This window comes from Vibrio galatheae, from assembly GCF_000967545.1.
GTDB classification, from domain to species: Bacteria; Pseudomonadota; Gammaproteobacteria; order Enterobacterales; family Vibrionaceae; genus Vibrio; species Vibrio galatheae.
In genome coordinates this window covers 120,724-142,001 of record NZ_JXXV01000006.1, presented here as the reverse complement: position 1 = coordinate 142,001, position 21,278 = coordinate 120,724, and the positions used below count along the sequence as shown (strand labels likewise).

The window sequence follows — 21,278 nt, the reverse complement described above, 5'->3', positions numbered from 1 at the left end:
CACACTATTTGAATGTTATTGCGGCGACTTTTTCGACAATCTGCTTGCGTATCGAGGCTAGCTTTACTTGTCTCTGTTTATGCCACGGGATAGGACGCAGCAGTGCCATCGCTTTCAGGCCAAGTCTCGCGGTGAGAATACCAACGCCGAGCCCCTGACCTGCACGTGCGGAAACCTTGCCAGCTAAGTCCATGGACATTAGATCCATACTGGCATCCACAGCCATCTCACTGGCACCTGCCGCTGCCATATTGACTAACGTTGCTTTAAACAACGTCAGTCGCGACCAGTACCCCAACTCAATACCATAAACATCAGCAAGGTTGTCGATCATCTTAAAATTACGCCAAGCGACAAGCATCATATCGGCAATAGCTAGTGGGCTGATTGCCACCAAAGCCGCTGACTCGGTCGCATGCTGAGAGACAATTTTTGTCGCCAATTTGTCTTGCTCGGCGACAACCATGGCATCGTACATGTCTAAGATTTCTGCATCGCTGTGTGACGCATTAATACTGTTTACCCAGCGATCGTAACTCGGTGACTCACATTGAATCTCCGATTGCTTCGCCACCGCCTCACAAAATGCCTTTCCTTGACCAATGCTGTCTGCTCTAAGCAGTGCTTCACTTTGCTCTTGAATACTAAAGTGACTACGTAACCGACGCAGTTTTAACAGTTCCTTGGTGATACCCGCGACACCTAATAGCGACACGCTGACAATAAAGCCCGACCAGCCAAGCGCAAGCCAGTCTGCTGACTGAATAGCCATCACAACACTGTCGATCGCCTGCCAACCTACCAACGCTGAAAATGTCGCTATCAGTCCAGTCGCTAGCCATCTAGAGCGTTTTTTAGGCCGAATGACCAGCTCTAACTGCGCTTCAATTTGTGTTTCACCTTCAAGGTCAGGCGTACTAACTGGGACGAAGGTTTCTTCGGCGGTAAAATGTTTTTGTAGCGTGAGATCAGGTTGCTGCGTTGGTTGAGTTTCAAACCCATCATTGAATACCTGCTTTTGCTTAAACTGGGGGGCATCTTTACTTGTCATTTCAGCTTGTCTCCGATTAGGTATTCGAGCGCTTTATCCATTCTGATGTGAGGCAGTGGATCATCCGCTGAGCCTTGTTGAGGTCTGAAAGCCGTAAACTCAAATCCTTGATGATGCCAATATTCTTCGGCTGGCAATTTCTTCGGCACTTCGCCCGGAAATACGGTTTGGGAACCATCATTTAATGTGACTCCCTGAATTGCAGGGTAAGTTTGCTCACCTTGGGTAATAAATCCTGCCTGTGTGGCCTGTATCGATGCCATCGTCATACAGTTCATTTCGATATTTTCATACGAAGCGGTTTGCCATGCTGGATGAACCATCTGCTGCAGTAAAGAAACCAGATTCGTGTGTTGCTCTGGTGTGACGTGATCCGCTTTTGTCGCCGCAAATAAAATTTTGTCGATTCTGGGCGCAAACAGACGTTTAAGCAGATTACTTCTGCCATAGCGGAAACTATGCATTATCTGCTCTAGGGCATGACGCATATCGTGAAACGAATCGTAACCTGCATTCAAGGGCTGCAAACAATCCACCAGCACGATTTGGCGATCAAAGGTTGAAAAGTGATGTTTGTAAAAGGCTTTCACCACTTTCTGTTGATATTCCTGATAGCGCGCTTTAAGCATCGCCAAGTTGGAGCCTTTGCCAATTTTCTCCTGATCGTCGAATCGACAAGGGAAGAATTGCAATACTGGTGCTCCGTCTAGATCGCCCGGTAACACAAATCGCCCAGGTTGTACCCAATGCAAGCCATTCTCTTTGCAACTGTGGAGAAACTGCGTATAAAGATGGGCCATTTCTGCCAGCGCATTTTCGTCTAACTCGCCCAGTAAATCAAAACCTTCAAGTTTGTCTAGCCATTGTTGAGCAAGTTGCTGGCGCTGACCTTTTAAGGCGGAGAACTGGCTTTGCGACCATTGTGCAAAGTCCATATCGAGCAACGGCAAATCCAACAGCCACTCACCGGGATAGTCAATAATGTCAATGTGCAGTGTCGATGTCGCACTAAACAACTTCTTGGTTTTCTTCTGCGGGCGATACTTTAACGCTAACCTGATTTCACTGACGTCACGAGTCGGTTCAGGCCACATTGGCGGGTTCGCATGGATATGTTGCATTGCTTCATCGTAGGCAAAACGCGGTACCAGCATGTTAGTTTGTGGCTCGCGTTTGGCACCAATCAGTCTTTTGTCGCGTGCAGCAGCAAACAGCGGTAAATTCTCGTGAGTTGAAGTATGCAAAAGTTGATTCACTAGCGAACTAATAAAGGCTGTTTTGCCCGCTCTCGACAATCCCGTGACGGCAATACGCACGTGTGAGTCCATGGTTCGACTAAGTAAATCATTTACGTCTTGGCTAATTTGCTTCATTAATACACTCTTCTATCTGCTGTCGGGCCTATCGTAACGCGTCTAATCTTAATCCTAGATGAATAAAAAAGCCCCTGATAAAAATCAGAGGCTTAGTCTAGCAAGTAACAAGCGCAAGTTAGTCGTCTTCGATCAATTTGTAGATAACAAACAAGGCGATTTCGAGCAATACAAACAATACACAGGTGATAGTGACATACTTAACATCGAAGATGCTGATGCCATGTAAAATCAGGTCGTACCCGACAAACGCACCAACAACCACGGCAATGATTATCTGCAAGATTTGAATGAAACGTGGCATGTAAACTCCTGTGGTTAGTGTTCTGGCTCTAAACAGTTCAACAAAAGGTGCAGTGTTTGCTCCACCTTTGTCAAATGTTCAGAGATTAAATTAGTGATTTCTCACAAACTTAGTCGCTCTTTGTTAGGCTTGTTGTTCCATTTCTTGGATTTTAACTTTCCAAGTATCTGGGCCAATTTGGTGAGCGTTAGCGCCATTTGAGTCGACCGCCACAGTGACTGGCATGTCTTCTACTTCAAACTCGTAGATCGCTTCCATACCGAGATCTTCAAATGCAACCACACGAGCTTTCTTAATTGCCTTAGCAACCAAATAAGCCGCACCACCTACTGCCATCAAGTAAACGGCTTTATGTTTCTTGATTGATTCAACCGTTGCAGGACCACGTTCTGCTTTGCCGATCATGCCCATGATCCCCGTTTCTTCCAACATCATATCGGTAAATTTATCCATACGAGTTGAGGTTGTTGGGCCAGCAGGACCAACCGCTTCATCACCAACCGCATCAACTGGGCCAACGTAGTAGATAAACTTGCCTTTAAAGTCGACGCCAGCAGGTAAACCTTCGTCGTTTTGCAGCATAGTTTGAATACGCTTATGCGCCGCATCACGGCCAGTCAGAATCTTACCGGATAGCAGCACAGTTTCACCTGTCTTCCACTGCTCAACATCGGCTTGGGTCACTTCATCTAAATTGACACGACGAGTATTTGCGCCCGCTTCCCACGTGATATCCGGCCATTCTTCAAGCTTAGGTGGCGTAAGATCCGCCGGGCCGCTGCCATCTAGCGTGAAATGAACATGGCGTGTTGCCGCGCAGTTAGGGATCAAACATACCGGTTTAGACGCCGCGTGCGTTGGCGCGGTTTTAATCTTCACGTCAACAACCGTCGTTAAACCACCTAGACCTTGCGCACCAATGCCTAACTTATTGACACGATTGAAAATGTCGAGACGAAGCTCTTCTTCCGCATTTTGTGGGCCACGATCAATCAGCTCTTGAATGTCGATATGTTCCATCAAAGATTCTTTTGCCAGTACTGCCGCCTTTTCTGCTGTACCGCCAATACCTATGCCGAGCATACCCGGTGGACACCAACCTGCACCCATTGTTGGTAATGTCTTCTCGACCCACTCTGCGATATCGTCTGATGGGTTTAGCATCACCATTTTCGTCTTGTTTTCTGAGCCGCCGCCTTTCGCTGCGATTTGAATCTCGACCTTATCACCCGGCACCATGTTGATGTGCACTACAGCAGGCGTGTTATCTTTGGTATTGATTCGTTTGCCTGCAGGATCCATAAGCACGGATGCGCGCAGCGGGTTGTCTGGATTGGTGTAAGCTTGGCGAACACCTTCATCAACCATTTGTTGGACAGTCAGTTCAGTAGAGTCCCATTGCACACCCATACCGATATTGACAAAACAGGTCACGATGCCAGTGTCCTGACAGATTGGACGATGACCTTCTGCTGACATACGCGAGTTAATTAGGATCTGAGCAATGGCATCTTTTGCCGCTTGGCTCTCTTCACGGTTATAAGCTTTTTCTAGGGCTTGGACAAAGTCTAATGGATGGTAATAAGAAATGTACTGAAGCGCGTCAGCAACACTGCTGATCACGTCCTGTTGGCGAATTACGGTCATTGCATGCCTCGTTATATTTATGCTTCCTTTTTTGAGTCGCACACAAGCGTTTGCATCTGGATGTCATGTTTGCAAAACACTGATGTAGCGACTTTTGTGGTCATTATGATACTCTTGCTTTCCTCAACACGCCACGTAATCAACGATCTCTTTGTCACAAATTAAACAAATGAATAACATCACTCTAAACCACTTAGAAATCAAACCGATTCCTTATCAGTCTGACCTTGCGACTCAATACTTTTCACGCATTCAACACCTGCCGTGGGCGATGTTGCTTCGTTCTCCTTCACGGACTCATATTGATAGCCGATTTGATATTTTAGTAGCGGAGCCAATTGCGACGATCACCACATTTGGCACCAAGAGTGACATTGTGACAAGCGAAGGGAGAACATCTTCGACCGAGAATCCTTTTGAGTTGGTCAAAAGAATTCAACAGCAACGGTTACCTGAGTTGGATTATGAAGGCGAGCTGCCATTTATTGGCGGCGCACTAGGTTACTTTGCTTACGATTTAGGGCGGCGAGTTGAACGAATCCCATCCATCGCCGAACATGACCTGCAGACCCCCGACATGGCAGTTGGCGTTTATGATTGGGCAATGGTCGTCGATCATCAAGAAAAATCAGCCTTTGTAGTTGGGGTAAGCATCGATGAAAAATGGGATTGGCTTTGTTCACAACAAGTTGGCTCCCCTCAAGCGTTTGCACTCTCTGGTAGGTGGCAGTCGAATATGACGAAGGCAAGCTACGCGGAGAAATTTAAGCGCGTTCAAGAATACTTACGTTCTGGTGACTGTTATCAAATCAACTTGGCTCAGCGCTTTTGTGCTCCTTATCAAGGCAGTGAATGGCAAGCGTATCAAAAACTTGAACACGTCAATCAAGGACCATTTTCTGCGTTTATCCGCACGGAACATGGCGCAATACTGAGTGTTTCTCCTGAGCGTTTTTTACAACTCAAAGAGCATCAAGTAGAGACCAAACCCATTAAAGGAACACGGCCACGTAGCGCTGACCCAGATACGGACAGCCAAGCGGCTTATGAGCTTGCTAACGCAGAAAAAGACCAAGCTGAAAACCTAATGATCGTCGATTTGCTGAGAAACGATATCGGCCGAGTGGCAAAACCAGGCACAGTACACGTGCCTAAGCTGTTTGATATTGAAAGTTTTCCCGCCGTGCACCACCTCGTCAGCACAATTTGCGCACAACTTGATAGTCAGTATGCTGCTGCCGACCTACTTAATGCCTCTTTTCCCGGTGGCTCAATCACTGGCGCACCAAAGATCCGTGCGATGGAAATAATCGAAGAGCTAGAGCCTCACCGTCGCAACGCGTATTGCGGCAGTATTGGTTATATCAGTCGCCACGGACGAATGGATTCAAGCATCACTATTCGTACTCTCGTCGCTGAGCAGGGCAATTTGTACGTCTGGGCTGGTGGCGGCTTGGTGGCAGACAGTCAATGTGATTCAGAATACCAAGAGACGTTGGATAAGCTGAGCCGCATTTTGCCAGTGCTTGGTCAATAACAGGCTAGATCAAACGGGCTTAGAGTTCGATTAAGCCCATTTTTCCAACATCAGTTTAAGATCCTTAGCAGTATAGGGTTTGGTTAAGATATCGTTCATACCACATTGAATGCACTTTTCCCGCTCTTCAAGCGTTGTTCCTGCTGTTAATGCAATGATAGGTAACGTATACGCTTGTTCCCTGAGATAAGCGGTCGCTTCAAAACCGTCCATTTCGGGCATCCGGCAATCCATAAAAACAATATCATACTGGCTGTCATTACAGGCTTTGATCGCTTCCAAGCCGTTGTTCGCGATGTCTGGGCTAATCGACAGCTTCTTCAGCATTTGATTGATAATGACTTGATTCATCCGAATATCATCCACCACCAAAATAGACAACTCTGCTAACGGCCTTAGTGACCTTTTTGAGCTGAGTATTCTCTTAGGGTTGGCACTTTCAGATGCCACTTTGAGCGGAATACGAACGTTAAATTGACTGCCCCTATCAAGCTCGCTACACAGTGAAATCTCACCAGACATCAGCTCCAGCAAGCTTTTACAGATGGCTAACCCCAACCCGGTACCTTCAAAATTGCGCCGCGCACTTCTGTCGGCCTGCGCAAACGGTGTAAACACTCTTTGCTGAGCGATTTGACTGATACCAACCCCAGTATCTACGACACTCACAAGTAGATTGTCGCCATCCCAACCAACTTTAACTGAAACAGAGCCTTGCGAGGTGAATTTTATCGCGTTGCCAATCAGGTTACGTAAAATCTGATTAATTCGCTCACGGTCGCCAATAAATGCGCTCGGTATACTGCCCTGTTCAATGATTTCAAACGTAAGATCTTTTTCTTCAGCCTGAGTTGCAAATACCCCTTCGAGCATGCACCTCATGTCTTGCCATAAAAAATGGCAAGGGATCAGCTCCATCATACCAGCGCTGATCTTACTAAAGTCGAGCATATCATTGATGAGATGGCGCAGATGCTCGCCAGAATAGGTCAAGTTACTCAGTAATGTTTGCTGCTCTTCATCTAGCGCGGTAGTGGCGAGCAGTTCCGCACTGCCGAGTAAACCATTGAGCGGAGTTCTCAATTCGTGGTTGATCATCGCAACGAACTCTTGCGTCGAACGCTCTGCACGTTTTCGCGCAGCAATTTCCTTGGCTAATTCGATTTCAAGCGACGACTTTTTGGTCATGTGGGTTATTCCACTAGGCTCAATTGACGCCGATTCGTTTGCCTCTTGTTGCGGAACTGGCAAAGTATTATTAGCTTGGTGCAGCGACTGAAATGTTGTAGAAAATCAGCAAAGCGAGACACCCAATAGCAAGCTAATAAGCTATTATTATTAGGTAACCTGTTATAAAGGCTAATGAAAAAAGTCTGATTGATACACTTTTTGGCCTTAATGCTTTTCATTACTGACGCTGTCCCTGCGCTTTTAGATAGTGTAAAAAGCATGAAACATAATGCCGTTTTTTTCAAATAGCAAAAGGAGCTAACGTGTTGTCTGAGCTAAATAAAACGCACCTTATTCAACGGTTTCAGTTACATCAAACCGTCGACTACCATCAAGAAGCTCTAAAGCGCGTCTCTCATTTGAACCAAATTCACTTGCGTAAGGCATCGGTCTTGGTTGGCTTTGTCGAACGCGATAATGGTATTCACGTGCTGTTTACTCGCCGCGCTAAGCATCTCAAGCACCACCCCGGTCAAGTCAGCTTTCCCGGAGGCAAGTTTGAACCATCCGACATAGATCTGTCACACACCGCTGTGCGTGAGACGTATGAAGAGGTGGGTATCGAACCGAGTCAGATTCAAATCTTTGGTCAGATGCCAGAATTAGTCACGATTAGCCGCTTTACCGTCACGCCTTTTTTAGCCTTTATCAGCCCTGATTACCAAACCCACATCGACAAAAATGAGGTCGACGAGGTATTTGAAGTACCTGCCTCTGTCATATTGGACAGCGCAAAACTGCACAGCCAACAATTCCAAGTTAACAACTTTTCGCATCGTGTTTTTGGGTTGTCTTACAAAAGTCACTTTATCTGGGGCATGACAGCACAAATTATTGAAGCGATGCAAAAACACATTATGCATAAGTAAACATACCATCGCTCAACATCAAAGTTGTTCACATTCGTGATATCGCTTATTAACAAAGCACCCGTTTTATGTTGACAAGCATAAAACAAATTCACCAAATCATTAGTTTTTCTCATCCATGCCATTAGCATAAATCACTAGTAGCACGCCATTTTCGTGAGCAAAAACCTATTTTTGACATCGGTTATCATCACTTGAATCAATTCATGATTTAGATCTAATTTTTTTGCAAACAAATTATGCAAAATTGCACCCGACTTATTTCCTGTTCCCAAAAATGAGTATCACAACATGAATACAACAACTACTGCGGCATCAGCCGCACAATCGTCTAGTAAGTTTACTTACAAAGATTTCACTTGGTGTCTGTCACTTTTCGGTACTGCCGTAGGTGCAGGCGTACTGTTTCTACCTATCAAAGCAGGTGCTGGTGGTTTTTGGCCATTAGTTATCCTTGCTCTAATCGCAGCACCAATGACTTGGTTTGCTCACAAATCTCTAGCCCGTTTCGTACTTTCTGCGAAAAACCCTGACGCTGATATCACTGACACTGTTGAAGAGCACTTTGGTAAGACTGGAGCAAACCTTATTACTTTTGCTTACTTCTTCGCTATCTACCCAATCGTTCTTATCTACGGTGTTGGTATCACTAACACGGTTGACTCTTTCTTAGTTAACCAAATGGGTATGGAATCGATTCCTCGCTGGTTACTTTCTGGCGCATTAATCGCAGCAATGACTGCGGGTGTTGTGTTTGGTAAAGAGCTAATGCTGAAAGCGACATCTGCACTGGTTTACCCTCTAGTATTCATCCTACTTGCGCTTTCTTTCTACCTAATCCCTGATTGGAACAGCTCAATGATGTCTGTTGCACCAGACTGGTCTTCTATGCCTTCTGTTGTTTGGTTAGCAATTCCTATCATCGTGTTCTCTTTCAACCACAGCCCAGTAATCTCTCAGTTCTCTAAAGAGCAACGTCGTGTATACGGTGATGATGCCGTGAAGAAAACTGACGCAATCACTGGTGGCGCAGCAATGATGCTAATGGGTTTCGTAATGTTCTTCGTGTTCTCTGTCGTGCTTTCACTATCTCCAGAACAACTCGCAATGGCTAAAGAACAAAACATCTCTGTTCTTTCTTACCTAGCGAACGTACACGAATCTCCACTTATCTCTTACATGGGTCCTCTTGTTGCTTTCGCAGCAATTACTTCAAGCTACTTCGGTCACTTCCTAGGTGCGCACGAAGGTCTAGTTGGCTTGGTGAAATCTCACTCTGAGTCTCCTAAGAGCAAGATTGAAAAAGCATCACTAATCTTCATCGTTGTGACTACTTGGATTGTGGCTATCGTTAACCCAAGCATCCTAGGCATGATTGAAACGATGGGCGCACCTATGATTGCAGCTATCCTGTTCCTAATGCCTGTATTCGCAATGAACAAGGTCCCTGCGATGGCGAAGTACAAAACTTCTGCACCTGTACAGATTTTCACAGCTATCTGTGGTATTGCAGCTATTACTTCTGTAATCTACGGCGCTCTTTAATCAACGGCTTTATACAGTCTGATTAAATCAAGAATATAACGATAATAATTAAGCCTCCCTACCCCTGGGAGGCTTTCTTCTGAGGTAATCGATATGATTAGTGTTTTTGACATCTATAAGATCGGTGTTGGTCCTTCAAGCTCACACACTGTTGGTCCAATGAAAGCGGGTAAAGAATTTATTGATGATTTACGCTCAATGGGAAAATTACGCGACATCACTAAAATTACCGTTGACGTCTATGGTTCACTATCACTGACAGGGAAAGGTCACCACACTGATATCGCCATCATCATGGGTCTTGCAGGTAACACCCCTGAAAAAGTCGATATTGACTCAATTCCGGGCTTTATTGCTCGTGTTGAAGAAACTGAGCGCCTTCCTGTTGGCATGCATTGCCATACAGTATCGTTCCCCAAAGAAGGTGGGATGAACTTCCATACCACCAACCTAGAACTACATGAAAACGGCATGCAGATCCACGCGTGGGTCAATGACGAAAAAGTGTACTCTAAGACTTATTACTCTATCGGCGGTGGTTTCATCGTAGATGAAGAAAACTTCGGTAAAGAAGAACAGAACCCAGTTAAGGCACCTTACGAATTCACCACCGCTGAAGAGCTGATGAATCAATGTAAGGAGAGCGGGCTTTCTATCAGCACATTGGTGATGAAGAACCAAGCGGCTCTTCACTCCGACGAAGAGTCTCGTACTTACTTTGCCAACATTTGGAAAACCATGCGCGAATGTATGGAACGCGGTATGAATACCGAAGGTATTTTACCAGGGCCACTGCGTGTGCCTCGTCGTGCTGCTGCTTTGCGTCAACAACTGCTTACTTCCGAGAAAACCACTAACGACCCAATGTCTGTGGTTGACTGGGTCAATATGTTTGCGTTTGCGGTCAACGAAGAGAATGCGGCAGGTGGCCGTGTGGTAACAGCACCAACCAATGGAGCTTGTGGCATTATCCCTGCGGTACTGGCTTACTACGATAAGTTTATCCAAACGGTTACGGAAAAAGACTATATCCGTTATTTTGCGGCATCGGGTGCCATCGGCGGTCTTTACAAGCGTAATGCGTCAATCTCTGGTGCTGAAGTAGGCTGTCAGGGTGAAGTTGGCGTGGCATGCTCTATGGCGGCAGCGGGGCTCGCTGAGCTTATGGGTGGTAGCCCTGAGCAAGTCTGTATGGCTGCTGAAATCGCGATGGAACACAACCTAGGTCTAACCTGTGACCCTGTTGCTGGTCAGGTTCAGGTTCCATGTATCGAGCGTAATGGCATCGCAGCAGTAAAAGCGATCAACTCGACTCGTATGGCGCTACGTCGTTCTTCGGCACCAACTGTTTCTCTCGATAAAGTTATCGAAACCATGCTAGAGACAGGCAAGGACATGAACGCGAAATACCGTGAAACCTCGCAAGGCGGCCTAGCAGTAAAAGTTATCTGCTAATTCGACATTGCTAAAAATAGACTCCAGCCCAAGCAATACGCTTGGGCTTTTTTTGTTGTGTGAGAAAGGAGCAAAGCGCTATCTAGATGCTTACTCAGACTGCCATATTGCGCGCCAAAATTATGTCACATAGTCAATTATTTGCTCACAAGCTGCTTACATCACATTTACAATAACCTCACATAGCGTGCGGTCACAATATGAAATTCGACACCTTCCTTAACCTAAGTATCTAAGTAAAAATTAAGAGGTCTATCCCAATAATTAATAATTTCTAATAATGCGCCTGACAATTACAACAAAGTTGCTCATCACCCTACTCACGGTCTTTGGCCTCGTATTAATGGCATCAACGACCTATCAATATCTGCAACAACGCGAGTTGATCAACTCAGTGCTGAGTGAGCAACTGCATGACAAGGCTAGTAACTACTTTGATAGTCTGAATATGATGATGCTCACTGGCACCATGGCTCAAAAAGAAACGTTGCGCGAAAAAGCACTCGCGCAAGATGGCATTGAGCAAGTCAAAGTTTTACGAGCAGACGCAGTCAGTAAGTTATATGGTCCTGGACAAGAGAATCAAAAACCCGTAGATGATATTGATCGACGTGCCCTTTCTGGCGAGTTGGTTATTGAGCCAATTTCTGATACGTGGGGCTCTGGGATTGTGGTCGCGCTACCGATGAAATCAAGCGAAAACTATCGCGGGACCAACTGTGTTGCTTGTCATATGGCGCCAGAGGGAGAAGTACTTGGCGCCATTCGCCTTGAATACAACCTTTCGCATGTCAATCAGTTGATCAGCCAACGTGCATTGATCGCATTAGGGATTATGTCTGCATTTGGCTTTGTTGGCTTTTTAGTCACTATGTGGCTTATCCGCAAGATTATTGTTCGTCCAATTCAAAAAACCTCAGGCTTTATGCAAAGCTTAAGCAATACCAAAGATCTCTCTCAGCGACTTGATACTTCGCAACGAGATGAGATTGGTCAGCTCTCAGGTGCCATCAATTCGTTTATGGATACCGTCAATGTCAGCTTAGAACAAGTTCAATCCACCTCACACAAAGTGGCGGATAGTGCTACGGAACTAACACGCTTAGCGCAAGTGACCGATTCCGCAGCAAATAATCAGCAAGCGGAAACCGCCGAAGTTCAAGACAATATCGAGCAAATGCAGTCTCAGCAAGTTCAGGTTGAAATTGCCACAGAAGAAGCGTCGACGCTCATTAAACACACGACGCACATTGCCGAGCAAAGTGCTCAGCAGGCACATGGTGCCAGCCATGAAATCAAAGGACTTGTCAGCGATATTGAACAAGTAAAAGACAGCATTGTTGAACTCAATGAACAAACTGCTGAAGTATCGAGTATTCTCGAAGTGATTAAAGGCATTGCAGAACAAACCAATCTATTGGCTTTGAACGCCGCCATAGAAGCAGCACGCGCAGGAGAACAAGGCCGTGGATTCGCCGTGGTTGCTGATGAAGTGAGAAACCTTGCCAGTCGGACAGCCGAAGCAACAGGAAGCATCGAAAATATCATCGCACAATTCCAAAAAGACAGTGAAGCGTCTCTGACTTCGGTTGACTCGGTCTGTAGTACCGCTCACCAGCGTTCTAATGAAGTCGAGCTACTTTCTCAAGCAATGAATGATGTTGTTGAAGAGATGAAACAGGCATTGGCTCATGCCAACAGTATTCAGGATCAATCGAGCAATACCGCTCATCTAAGTCACGATGTGCAAAACAAAGTTCAAGTGATCAATCAACACGCGAATCAAACAACGGAATCTGCCGCGCAAACTCGTGACATCAGTATGAATCTTGAGCAACTTTCTGAACATTTGGAGCAGTTGCTCGCTCAATTTACCCTTTCAGCCAAGAAATAGACTTTTTTGTTCGCCTAAATGACAATAAAGGTTGAAGCATAATATTTGAAAGGTAATATGTTCCATTGAATCTTAAGAATTCTATCCAACCCAATGTTTGCTCATTATTTATTCGATAAATTTTGCAACATTGGGTTGAATTTTTACCTCAATGGAGAATATTGAAAACATGACTTACGCGCCTGTATCAGACGTTTTGAAAGGTCAGCTAGCAGTAGACAGTGAAGTAACTGTTCGTGGCTGGATCCGTTCACGTCGTGATTCCAAAGCTGGAATCTCTTTCCTTGCCATTTATGACGGCTCTTGTTTCGACCCGATTCAGGCCGTGGTCCCTAATAATCTTAATAATTACGACAACGAAGTACTTAAGCTAACCACTGGCTGCTCTGTTGAAGTAACGGGTAAGATTGTTGCGTCTCCTGCGAAAGGTCAAGACTTCGAGTTAGCTGCAACAGAAGTTAAAGTTGTAGGTTGGGTTGAAGATGCAGAAACCTATCCAATGGCAAAAACTCGTCACTCTATCGAGTACCTACGTGAAGTTGCGCACCTACGTCCACGCACTAACGTAATCGGAGCGGTAGCACGTGTACGTAACTGCCTATCTCAAGCAATCCACCGTTTCTACCACGAGCAAGGTTTCTTCTGGGTATCTGCGCCACTCATCACAGCATCTGATGCAGAAGGTGCTGGTGAGATGTTCCGCGTTTCTACACTAGATATGGAAAACCTACCTCGTACAGATAAAGGCGACGTTGATTACAACGAAGACTTCTTCGGTAAAGAGACTTTCCTAACCGTATCTGGTCAGTTAAACGCAGAAGCTTACGCTTGTGCTCTAAGCAAAGTTTACACCTTCGGCCCTACATTCCGCGCTGAAAACTCAAACACTAGCCGCCACCTAGCAGAATTCTGGATGGTTGAGCCTGAGGTTGCGTTCGCGGATCTAAACGATATCGCTAAACTCTCTGAAGATATGCTTAAGTTCGTATTTAAAGCCGTACTTGAAGAGTGCCGCGACGACCTAGAGTTCTTCGCTCAACGTATCGACAAAGAAGCGATTACTCGTCTAGAGCAGTTCGTTTCTTCTGATTTTGCACAAGTCGATTACACTGACGCTATCCAAATCCTGCTCGATTCAGGTCGCGAATTCGAATTCCCAGTTGAATGGGGTATCGACATGTCTTCTGAGCACGAGCGCTACTTAGCTGAAGAGCACTTTAAAGCGCCAGTAATCGTGAAGAACTACCCGAAAGACATCAAAGCATTCTACATGCGTGCCAACGATGACGGTAAAACAGTTGCAGCGATGGACGTACTGGCACCGGGGATCGGTGAAATCATCGGTGGTTCTCAACGTGAAGAGCGTCTAGACATCCTAGATGAGCGTATGCGTGAAGTGGGTATCGATCCCGAGCACATGAACTGGTACCGCGATCTACGTCGCTACGGCACTGTTCCACATGCTGGATTTGGCCTAGGTTTTGAGCGCTTAGTCTCTTACGTAACAGGCATGGGCAACGTGCGTGACGTCATCCCATTCCCACGCACACCACGTTCAGCAAACTTCTAGGTTATCGCTGGTAAAGAATGCAAAAACCTCCGTATCAACGGAGGTTTTTTTATACACCTAATTTAGGTATTAAGTACAAAATTATGCACACTTATCTATCATGTTTGATATTAGATATTCAGCCACAAACGAGCTAATGTGAAAGTATCCTCAGCCAAAAGGATATCCAAATATGAAACTGTTTAAAATTGAAGATCTCGCCTATAACGGTGTTGAAGATGGCGTCCACAGTTGGGATCACCCCCAGGGCGAACAACCCTATTACTGGCACCCAGATTGGTTACATATCGCCGAAGATATCACTGGGATGCACGGTAAAAAAGCGCTCAGTGTCCCTAGTGGTGAAACCGCCAATGAAGGGCATGCTAAGCAAGCAATTATTGATCATCTGAACAGCAAGAAGTAACGTCATCCCTCTCGTGTCCATAGCATTTTGACACGAGAGTTTGTACGCTCCTATTCCGGCTGCTCTTTCGCAGCGTAGCGTATCGCGAACAGACACAGACCAAACATAACAAATGGTATCGCAGCTGCGGTGTATTCTGTCCATGCATAACTGGCGAATGATTTGGCTAAGATCAGGTGACCAAATACCAACAAACCCGCACACACTATCGCTACCAGCATAAGACGATATTCGTGCTTATAACTCTGCTTTTCCATAATTTCCCCTCTCATTCCACTAAGCGGATATTTGAGCACAGATTACAGTTAAGCCTGCTACACAGTTGCGACGAAAAAACACCAAGCAGTTAGCCAGCACCACTCAATTTGAGTCAGTTGCTATAAGTTGACCAATTTCCTTAATGGCATCTGACGCTGATGATGTAACTTCAAACGAAATATTTAGCCTCAAGCAGTGTTGAAACTGCCCGCTCGATGAAAACAAGTTACCGTAGCCAATCGAAATATTCTTCTCTTTCAGTATTTGGTAGAGACGGTAAGTATCTACTTCACAGGGCAACTCAAGCCAGAGAAAATAGCCGCCATCAGATTGGTGAATAAGCGTTCGTTGGGGAAAGTATTCTTTGATCAGGGCGATGTGCTTATCTCGACGCGCGCGCAGGTGTTTGCGCAGTTTACGTAAGTGGTTGTCATAGCTTTCATGTTGAAGGAAATGGGCAACGCCTTGCTGGATGGGTGCACTTGCCGCCAATGTCGACATTAATTGCTGCTTTTGCAGTTTGTCATTTAAGCATTGGTTCACAACCCAACCAATCCGATAACCGGGACACAGCGACTTGGACAGTGAGCCGCACAGCAACACTCTGTCTTGTCTATCCCAGTATTTTAAAGGCTGGGGCTTGTGAACCTCATAGTGTAGTTCGGCATAAACATCATCTTCAATGAGGTAAACATCGTAGTGGTTGGCCAATCGCACTACCTTGGATTTCGCCTCATCACTGAGAGAAGCACCTGTAGGATTCTGGAAGTTAACCATGAGCCAACAAGCTTTGACATCATGGTCGCGAAACGCCTGTTCAAGGCTTTCTAAGTCAATACCTTTGACTGGATTGACAGGCACTTCAATCACATTGAGCTGCAAACGCTCGGCGGCCTGTAGCGCACCATAAAAAGCGGGCGACTCTATGACAATAGTATCGCCCGGTTCACATAGCACCTGCAGACTAAGATTCAGTGCCTCCATCGCTCCGGATGTCAGAACAATATCCTGATGAGAAACTTCAACACCTTGCACCAAATAACGCTGAGCAATGATTCGCCTTAAGGTTTCATTTCCAGGAGGCAAGTTGTGAATGACGCTGTTGGTCGGCATCTTACGCCCGGCGCTGGCCAAGTGGCGATTTAATACCTGAAGTGGGAACAAATCAGGAGCAGGAAAAGCGGCCCCAAAGGCGATCGAAGCTTGATTGTTAATTTTCAAAAAATCGTACAACTCGTCGTTGTATTGGCGTGGGTACGATGAGGTCACTCTCTCTTCTTGCCCGGCATCCAACATTGAGGTAACAAAATAACCAGATTGCGGCTTAGCTCTAATCCAACCTTCTGCTTCTAACAATTGATAAGCTTGAAGCACAGTAGCAGAACTGACAGAAAAGCTCTGGCTTGCGGCACGTATTGAAGGAATTTTCTCTCCAGCTCGCCATGTGTTCTGTTTAATTTGTCGTTTAAGCTTTTGTGCTAATTGCTGATAGCGGTTCATATGCCCCCTCATAAATTCACTGCCAAGATACCACAGCCAAGCCATTGATGGGCTCGCAAACTTCTCACTAACTAAATCTGGTTTAAACTGGCTTTGTGATACAACGCATCAGCTTGGTTCATACAAAGCGACCACTAGTCGTCTAACGACACATCTAATGGTACTGGTTATTTGCTACTCGCACTTAAATGGCAAAAGTATATAAATAATAGAAACAAATCGATAAAATACTCGGTCATCTATTGAGTCGACAAATTGATTTTAGATTTTCGACAGGCCAATGATGGCCACCAAACATCCTTAGAGGCTATAACATGGTTAAATCACATTACAACGCGTCTCTGACCTTAAAGCTGTACGTGCTGGCAGCAGTGGTTTTCGGTCTTTATAGTGGTCGAGTTTGTCCGATGCTCGAAACGCTTTCGTTTGCCGAGCTGTTTACCCATGTATCGACAACATTCGGCAGCGTCTATCTTGTCCGCCATTTTCTGCTCAGTGAGCACAAATTAGTCCAGCAGCAAAAACATGCCTTGCTCGACAGTGTGCTGATGTTTTTTGGCAGCCTAGTATTAGCCACCTTTTACAATACGTTTTATGATTTTACGCTCGACAGCAATCTCAAAGTGCTGTTTGGTATGACCCTATTTGGCTTTTTTACAGGTGTGCTGCTACAGCTTGATGCAAAAATTGCCCACTTCGATAGCCTAAGCAGCGCGGAAAGGTACCAGTTCGAGCTAAGTGGCCAAAGACAGTCTATCGTTAAGCAAATGATCTTTCTTATCAGCCTACTCTTGATAACTTTGACCTCTATGCTGGCAATGGTCGCGGTTAAAGACATTTTCTGGCTAGAACAAAATCCACAGCGCGTGTTGGACGGCACTGGAAAAATCAGTGTTATCAAAGAGTTTATCTATATTTCCGTGGTGCTTGGCGCCTATGTCATCACGATTATGATCCAATGGAGTAAATTGATTCAGCGTGTATTAACTGCACAGGAAAGCTCGTTGCTGGAAGTAGCCAATGGCAACATCTCTAAGCGACTGCCTATTTTCGAACACAATGAATTTGGTTCAATGGCGTCTTTGACCAATCAGATGCTCGACAGTTTGGAATCTAGCCAAGACGAAGTTAAAACGACTCGCGATGTCGCGATTGTCAGTCTGTCTGCGCTCGCAGAATCGCGAGACAACGAAACGGGGGCACATATTCTTAGAACTCAAGAATATGTTCGAGCATTAGCTGCTCATCTGTCTCAATTCGAACAACACAAACCGCTGTTAACTTCTCACTACATCGAGCTGTTGTACAAATCGGCACCGCTACACGACGTCGGTAAAGTTGGTATTCCCGACAACATTTTGCTTAAACCAGGCAAACTTACCGATGAAGAGTTTGAAGTCATGAAAGGTCACCCAGAAATAGGCGCTAAAGCTCTTTCTATGGCAGAAGGACAACTCGGTAGTAATTCATTTCTACAGTTAGCCAAGGAAATTTCTCTTACCCACCATGAAAAGTGGGACGGGAGTGGTTACCCTAAAGGCTTAAAAGCAGAAGAAATTCCCCTTTCAGGGCGATTAATGGCTTTAGCCGATGTTTATGACGCACTTATTTCTGAACGTGTATACAAAAAAGCGTTTAGCCATGAAAAAGCCAAAGCGATTATTTTGCAAGGCAATGGCAATCATTTTGATCCACAGGTGGTCGATGCTTTCATTGCGATTGAAAATGAGTTTGTCGCAATTGCCAACAAATACCGAAGCCTCGAAGCACAGGAAAATGAGCAAGAGCAAAGAATGCATGCTTAGCAAGCTCAACGCCTCTTTTTGACGGTTGTTTTTCTAACGTTAAAGTCCCTTTAGTCAGATGATTAAAGGGACTTTTTATATAGAAATCTTAGTTTCAACTTTACCAATAATAAAATCCTACGATTTTTTAAATTTTCTTCAAATTCGCTGTTGTCTCACTGTGCGGAGAAAGGTATAAATAAGCGGAGTTACTTATATCCTCCCTTCGATAAACATGGATGACGATTATGTTTGAAAAAGTAGTTGCTGCACCCGCAGACCCTATTCTTGGCCTCACTGAAGAGTTTAAAAAAGACGCTCGCGCTGAAAAAATTAACCTTGGCGTTGGTATCTACAAAAATGAGCAAGGTGAAACCCCTGTTCTTGCAACAGTTAAAAAAGCTGAAGCAGCGCTGATTGAAACTGAAAAAACGAAGTCTTACCTAACTATCGAAGGTACTGCGGAGTACGCATTGGCTGTGCAGAAGTTACTTTTTGGTAACGATGCAGAAATCGTAGCAGATAACCGCGCAAAAACAGCACAAGCACCGGGTGGTACTGGCGCACTACGCGTCGCTGGTGAATTCATCAAGCGTCAGCTAGGCGATGTCAAAATCTGGATCAGTAACCCTACCTGGGCAAACCACAATGGTGTCTTCGCGGCTGCTGGTATCGAAACGGCGCAGTACGGTTACTACAATGCAGAAACCAAAGATAAAGATTTCGCGGCAATGGTTGCAGATTTAGAGCAAGCATCGGAAGGCGATATCGTTCTTCTTCATGGCTGCTGTCACAACCCAACAGGTATCGACCCAACCACTGAAGAGTGGGAAACGTTAGCTAAACTTGTTGCTGACAAAAAGCTGCTTCCACTATTCGACTTTGCATACCAAGGCTTTGCGAAAGGTGTTGAAGAAGATGCCGCTGGCCTACGTATCTTTGCTAAATACAACAAAGAAATTCTCGTCGCGAGTTCATTCTCGAAAAACTTCGGCTTGTATAATGAGCGTGTGGGTGCTTTCACTTTAGTTGCTGAATCAGAGCAAGTGGCTACGACTGCGTTTTCTCAAGTAAAAGCGATTATTCGTTCGATTTACTCTAACCCACCAGCACACGGCAGCGCAGTGGTTACTCACATCCTAAACGATGCCGAGCTTCGTGCAGAGTGGGAAGCTGAAGTAAAAGAGATGCGCGATCGTATTCAAGATATGCGTGAATTGTTCGTCGCAACGCTGAAAGAGCAAGGAGTCGATGCAGACTTTAGCTTCATCGAACGTCAAAACGGCATGTTCTCGTTCTCTGGCTTGTCTAAAGAGCAAGTAGCTCGTCTCAAAGACGAATTTGCTATTTACATTGTGGGTTCTGGCCGTATCAGTGTTGCCGGAATGACACGCTCAAACATGCTACCACTGTGTGAAGGTATCGCTGCAGTTCTAAAATAGTCGTTTTGCATAGCTAAAAAAGCCAGCGAAAGCTGGCTTTTTTGTCAGATCAATCTAACAAAATTGCTTAGAATAAGTATCTCAATGAGATTCCACCTTCATTGGTGGTCGCATTACCCTGAATTCTCGTAGTCGCAAAATCACCCGCGCGGTGAGTGTAAAAAGCGCCGACCGTAAAACGTTGTGCAAACTGATAATCGGCTCTGAGATTAAAAATGGTCTCGTCTAGAAAATCGGTGTAATTGTACTCACCGCTCGCGGCTAGCTCCCATTTTTCAGACGGTGAATACCTCAGCTGTACGCTGGCACCTAAGCTAAAGTCATTGTCACTAAACAACTTAATGTTGGTATTGTCCACACTCTGTGTCGCCCACAGATAACCCAACTTTGCGCCAACCACTAAGTCGAGGCTATCAATAATGGCATAGCGATAACCAACACCCGGTAACAATGTGTAAAGCTCAGTTGTTTCATCTTCAGGGTGGATAAACCTCGCTGTATAATCGAGGGTAAACAAAACATTGTCGCTAAAAACATAATTCCCACCGACAGAGAGTGCCGTGACATTGTTGTTGACGCCTAAGTTTTCGTTAAGTGAACCCGCACTTAAATCTGCGTAAAAGAAGTCATAGTTAATATTATTCAGCTTGTTCGTTTCAGCGGCATGTAATGAGCTAACAAGCAACAAAGGAGCGTATAACCAGCAGTGCTTCAAATCCATTCTGACCTCGTAATTCCCTATACAACAACATCCGTTAATTTCAGCCAGTCTCAACGCAATCAGCGATCTGCACGCTAATATGCTCGTAAAGTTAACCTTTGCTCTGACCAAGTGTTATGTAAAGAAATATAGAACAACTGCCCGTCAAGTTACTGAATAAATTGCGAGAATTATGATCTTCTACAAAGTCTAAATCCCAGATATAGAAAAAGATCTCATATGAGATCTTTTTCTAGCCAACAAATGCCGCAATGATTCAGAGTTCTGGTGAGTATTGTCTGAGTCTAAAATTTGATAATCAGTTCATCTTGGGACAAGACCTGAATGTCAATCTTAGACTTGGATTTCATCCGCTCTAATGACTCAACTTCTAATTCATACGGCATCACAATTTTAAGCTCTGCCACCCCTTCGCTCTTCGCTAACTGAAGTAAGGTGAGGATATTAGATTCGTCACTGCGATTCGCCGAGAGTGATTTCATAGCTTGATCCCACAAGCGATCTTCAATCGTCAGTGTTTCTTTTATCGTATTTTTCCAAGCTAAGCTGAATATAGGTGCAAACGTACTCATAGCTTCTAAGAAAGTCCATTTCTTACTGCAAGAAGCACCGAGAAAAGAAGTATAGTCGAACACAACACTTGTCTTGCCTAGATGTTCCATATCATCCCCCGTAATATCGGCAACACAGTG

At 45.1% G+C, this 21,278-nt stretch carries 17 protein-coding genes and 1 pseudogene; 9 read left to right on the top strand and 9 right to left on the bottom strand.

The window, feature by feature from the left end:
- Positions 1–4: 4 nt before the first annotated feature.
- From TW81_RS02605 to TW81_RS02590, 4 genes are all read right to left on the bottom strand, one after another.
- Positions 5–1,051, bottom strand: coding sequence for a YcjF family protein (locus TW81_RS02605; protein ID WP_045954167.1), 1,047 nt, complete (start codon positions 1,049–1,051; stop codon positions 5–7).
- Positions 1,048–2,424: a YcjX family GTP-binding protein gene (locus TW81_RS02600; protein WP_045954166.1), complete on the bottom strand. Its 1,377-nt coding sequence runs from the start codon at positions 2,422–2,424 to the stop codon at positions 1,048–1,050. Before TW81_RS02600 ends, TW81_RS02605 begins: the two co-directional genes overlap by 4 nt.
- A 118-nt stretch (positions 2,425–2,542) precedes the next feature.
- On the bottom strand, positions 2,543–2,728 hold the full coding sequence (locus TW81_RS02595; RefSeq protein WP_045954165.1) for a hypothetical protein: 186 nt from the start codon (positions 2,726–2,728) through the stop codon (positions 2,543–2,545).
- 123 nt (positions 2,729–2,851) lie between these two features.
- Entirely contained in the window at positions 2,852–4,375 is a 1,524-nt protein-coding gene (locus TW81_RS02590; RefSeq protein WP_045954164.1) for a fumarate hydratase, read from the bottom strand.
- 169 nt (positions 4,376–4,544) lie between these two features.
- Between TW81_RS02590 and pabB the strand changes: the two genes are divergently transcribed.
- The gene (gene pabB, locus TW81_RS02585; RefSeq protein WP_045954163.1) at positions 4,545–5,912 is read left to right on the top strand and encodes an aminodeoxychorismate synthase component 1; all 1,368 of its coding nucleotides are present in this window, start codon (positions 4,545–4,547) and stop codon (positions 5,910–5,912) included.
- A gap of 30 nt (positions 5,913–5,942) precedes the next feature.
- On the opposite strand, the pseudogene TW81_RS02580 reads toward pabB, so the two are convergent.
- Positions 5,943–7,079: pseudogene (locus tag TW81_RS02580) on the bottom strand (ATP-binding protein); the annotation flags it as partial.
- 326 nt (positions 7,080–7,405) lie between these two features.
- On the opposite strand from TW81_RS02580, the gene TW81_RS02575 reads away from it, so the two are divergent.
- From TW81_RS02575 to TW81_RS02550, 6 genes are all read left to right on the top strand, one after another.
- A complete protein-coding gene (locus TW81_RS02575) occupies positions 7,406–8,011 on the top strand; it encodes a CoA pyrophosphatase (RefSeq protein ID WP_045954162.1) in 606 nt (201 codons plus the stop codon).
- A gap of 291 nt (positions 8,012–8,302) precedes the next feature.
- Complete coding sequence (locus TW81_RS02570) at positions 8,303–9,556, top strand: aromatic amino acid transport family protein (protein WP_045954161.1); 1,254 nt, start codon at positions 8,303–8,305, stop codon at positions 9,554–9,556.
- Between the two features lie 93 nt (positions 9,557–9,649).
- A complete protein-coding gene (locus TW81_RS02565) occupies positions 9,650–11,011 on the top strand; it encodes an L-serine ammonia-lyase (protein WP_045954160.1) in 1,362 nt (453 codons plus the stop codon).
- 280 nt (positions 11,012–11,291) lie between these two features.
- Positions 11,292–12,905, top strand: coding sequence for a methyl-accepting chemotaxis protein (locus TW81_RS02560; RefSeq protein WP_045954159.1), 1,614 nt, complete (start codon positions 11,292–11,294; stop codon positions 12,903–12,905).
- Positions 12,906–13,074: 169 nt separating this feature from the next.
- Positions 13,075–14,475 carry an asparagine--tRNA ligase gene (gene asnS / locus TW81_RS02555; RefSeq protein ID WP_045954158.1) on the top strand — a complete coding sequence of 467 codons (1,401 nt, stop codon included), beginning with the start codon at positions 13,075–13,077 and terminating at the stop codon, positions 14,473–14,475.
- A 172-nt stretch (positions 14,476–14,647) separates the two neighbouring features.
- Entirely contained in the window at positions 14,648–14,881 is a 234-nt protein-coding gene (locus TW81_RS02550; protein WP_045954157.1) for a hypothetical protein, read from the top strand.
- Between the two features lie 50 nt (positions 14,882–14,931).
- Here TW81_RS02550 and TW81_RS02545 read toward each other — a convergent pair whose 3' ends face one another.
- Positions 14,932–15,138, bottom strand: a complete 207-nt coding sequence (locus tag TW81_RS02545; RefSeq protein ID WP_045954156.1) for a hypothetical protein — start codon at positions 15,136–15,138, stop codon at positions 14,932–14,934.
- Positions 15,139–15,241: 103 nt separating this feature from the next.
- Complete coding sequence (locus TW81_RS02540; RefSeq protein WP_045954155.1) at positions 15,242–16,639, bottom strand: aminotransferase-like domain-containing protein; 1,398 nt, start codon at positions 16,637–16,639, stop codon at positions 15,242–15,244.
- A 314-nt stretch (positions 16,640–16,953) separates the two neighbouring features.
- Here TW81_RS02540 and TW81_RS02535 point away from each other — a divergent pair, with 314 nt between their 5' ends.
- Positions 16,954–18,444, top strand: a complete 1,491-nt coding sequence (locus TW81_RS02535) for an HD-GYP domain-containing protein (protein ID WP_045954154.1) — start codon at positions 16,954–16,956, stop codon at positions 18,442–18,444.
- Positions 18,445–18,671: 227 nt separating this feature from the next.
- Positions 18,672–19,865 carry an amino acid aminotransferase gene (locus tag TW81_RS02530; RefSeq protein WP_045954153.1) on the top strand — a complete coding sequence of 398 codons (1,194 nt, stop codon included), beginning with the start codon at positions 18,672–18,674 and terminating at the stop codon, positions 19,863–19,865.
- A 67-nt stretch (positions 19,866–19,932) separates the two neighbouring features.
- Here TW81_RS02530 and TW81_RS02525 read toward each other — a convergent pair whose 3' ends face one another.
- The gene (locus TW81_RS02525; RefSeq protein ID WP_045954152.1) at positions 19,933–20,586 is read right to left on the bottom strand and encodes an outer membrane beta-barrel protein; all 654 of its coding nucleotides are present in this window, start codon (positions 20,584–20,586) and stop codon (positions 19,933–19,935) included.
- 284 nt (positions 20,587–20,870) lie between these two features.
- Positions 20,871–21,248, bottom strand: coding sequence for a hypothetical protein (locus TW81_RS02520; RefSeq protein WP_045954151.1), 378 nt, complete (start codon positions 21,246–21,248; stop codon positions 20,871–20,873).
- Positions 21,249–21,278: the final 30 nt, after the last annotated feature.

Bases quoted from the DNA above. Each gene is read 5' to 3' on its own strand.
- TW81_RS02605 (WP_045954167.1), bottom strand. From the start codon at position 1,051: ATGACAAGTAAAGATGCCCCCCAGTTTAAGCAAAAGCAGGTATTCAAT.
- TW81_RS02600 (WP_045954166.1), bottom strand. From the start codon at position 2,424: ATGAAGCAAATTAGCCAAGACGTAAATGATTTACTTAGTCGAACCATG.
- TW81_RS02595 (WP_045954165.1), bottom strand. From the start codon at position 2,728: ATGCCACGTTTCATTCAAATCTTGCAGATAATCATTGCCGTGGTTGTT.
- TW81_RS02590 (WP_045954164.1), bottom strand. From the start codon at position 4,375: ATGACCGTAATTCGCCAACAGGACGTGATCAGCAGTGTTGCTGACGCG.
- pabB (WP_045954163.1), top strand. From the start codon at position 4,545: ATGAATAACATCACTCTAAACCACTTAGAAATCAAACCGATTCCTTAT.
- TW81_RS02570 (WP_045954161.1), top strand. From the start codon at position 8,303: ATGAATACAACAACTACTGCGGCATCAGCCGCACAATCGTCTAGTAAG.
- TW81_RS02565 (WP_045954160.1), top strand. From the start codon at position 9,650: ATGATTAGTGTTTTTGACATCTATAAGATCGGTGTTGGTCCTTCAAGC.
- TW81_RS02560 (WP_045954159.1), top strand. From the start codon at position 11,292: ATGCGCCTGACAATTACAACAAAGTTGCTCATCACCCTACTCACGGTC.
- asnS (WP_045954158.1), top strand. From the start codon at position 13,075: ATGACTTACGCGCCTGTATCAGACGTTTTGAAAGGTCAGCTAGCAGTA.
- TW81_RS02550 (WP_045954157.1), top strand. From the start codon at position 14,648: ATGAAACTGTTTAAAATTGAAGATCTCGCCTATAACGGTGTTGAAGAT.
- TW81_RS02545 (WP_045954156.1), bottom strand. From the start codon at position 15,138: ATGGAAAAGCAGAGTTATAAGCACGAATATCGTCTTATGCTGGTAGCG.
- TW81_RS02540 (WP_045954155.1), bottom strand. From the start codon at position 16,639: ATGAACCGCTATCAGCAATTAGCACAAAAGCTTAAACGACAAATTAAA.
- TW81_RS02535 (WP_045954154.1), top strand. From the start codon at position 16,954: ATGGTTAAATCACATTACAACGCGTCTCTGACCTTAAAGCTGTACGTG.
- TW81_RS02530 (WP_045954153.1), top strand. From the start codon at position 18,672: ATGTTTGAAAAAGTAGTTGCTGCACCCGCAGACCCTATTCTTGGCCTC.
- TW81_RS02525 (WP_045954152.1), bottom strand. From the start codon at position 20,586: ATGGATTTGAAGCACTGCTGGTTATACGCTCCTTTGTTGCTTGTTAGC.
- TW81_RS02520 (WP_045954151.1), bottom strand. From the start codon at position 21,248: ATGGAACATCTAGGCAAGACAAGTGTTGTGTTCGACTATACTTCTTTT.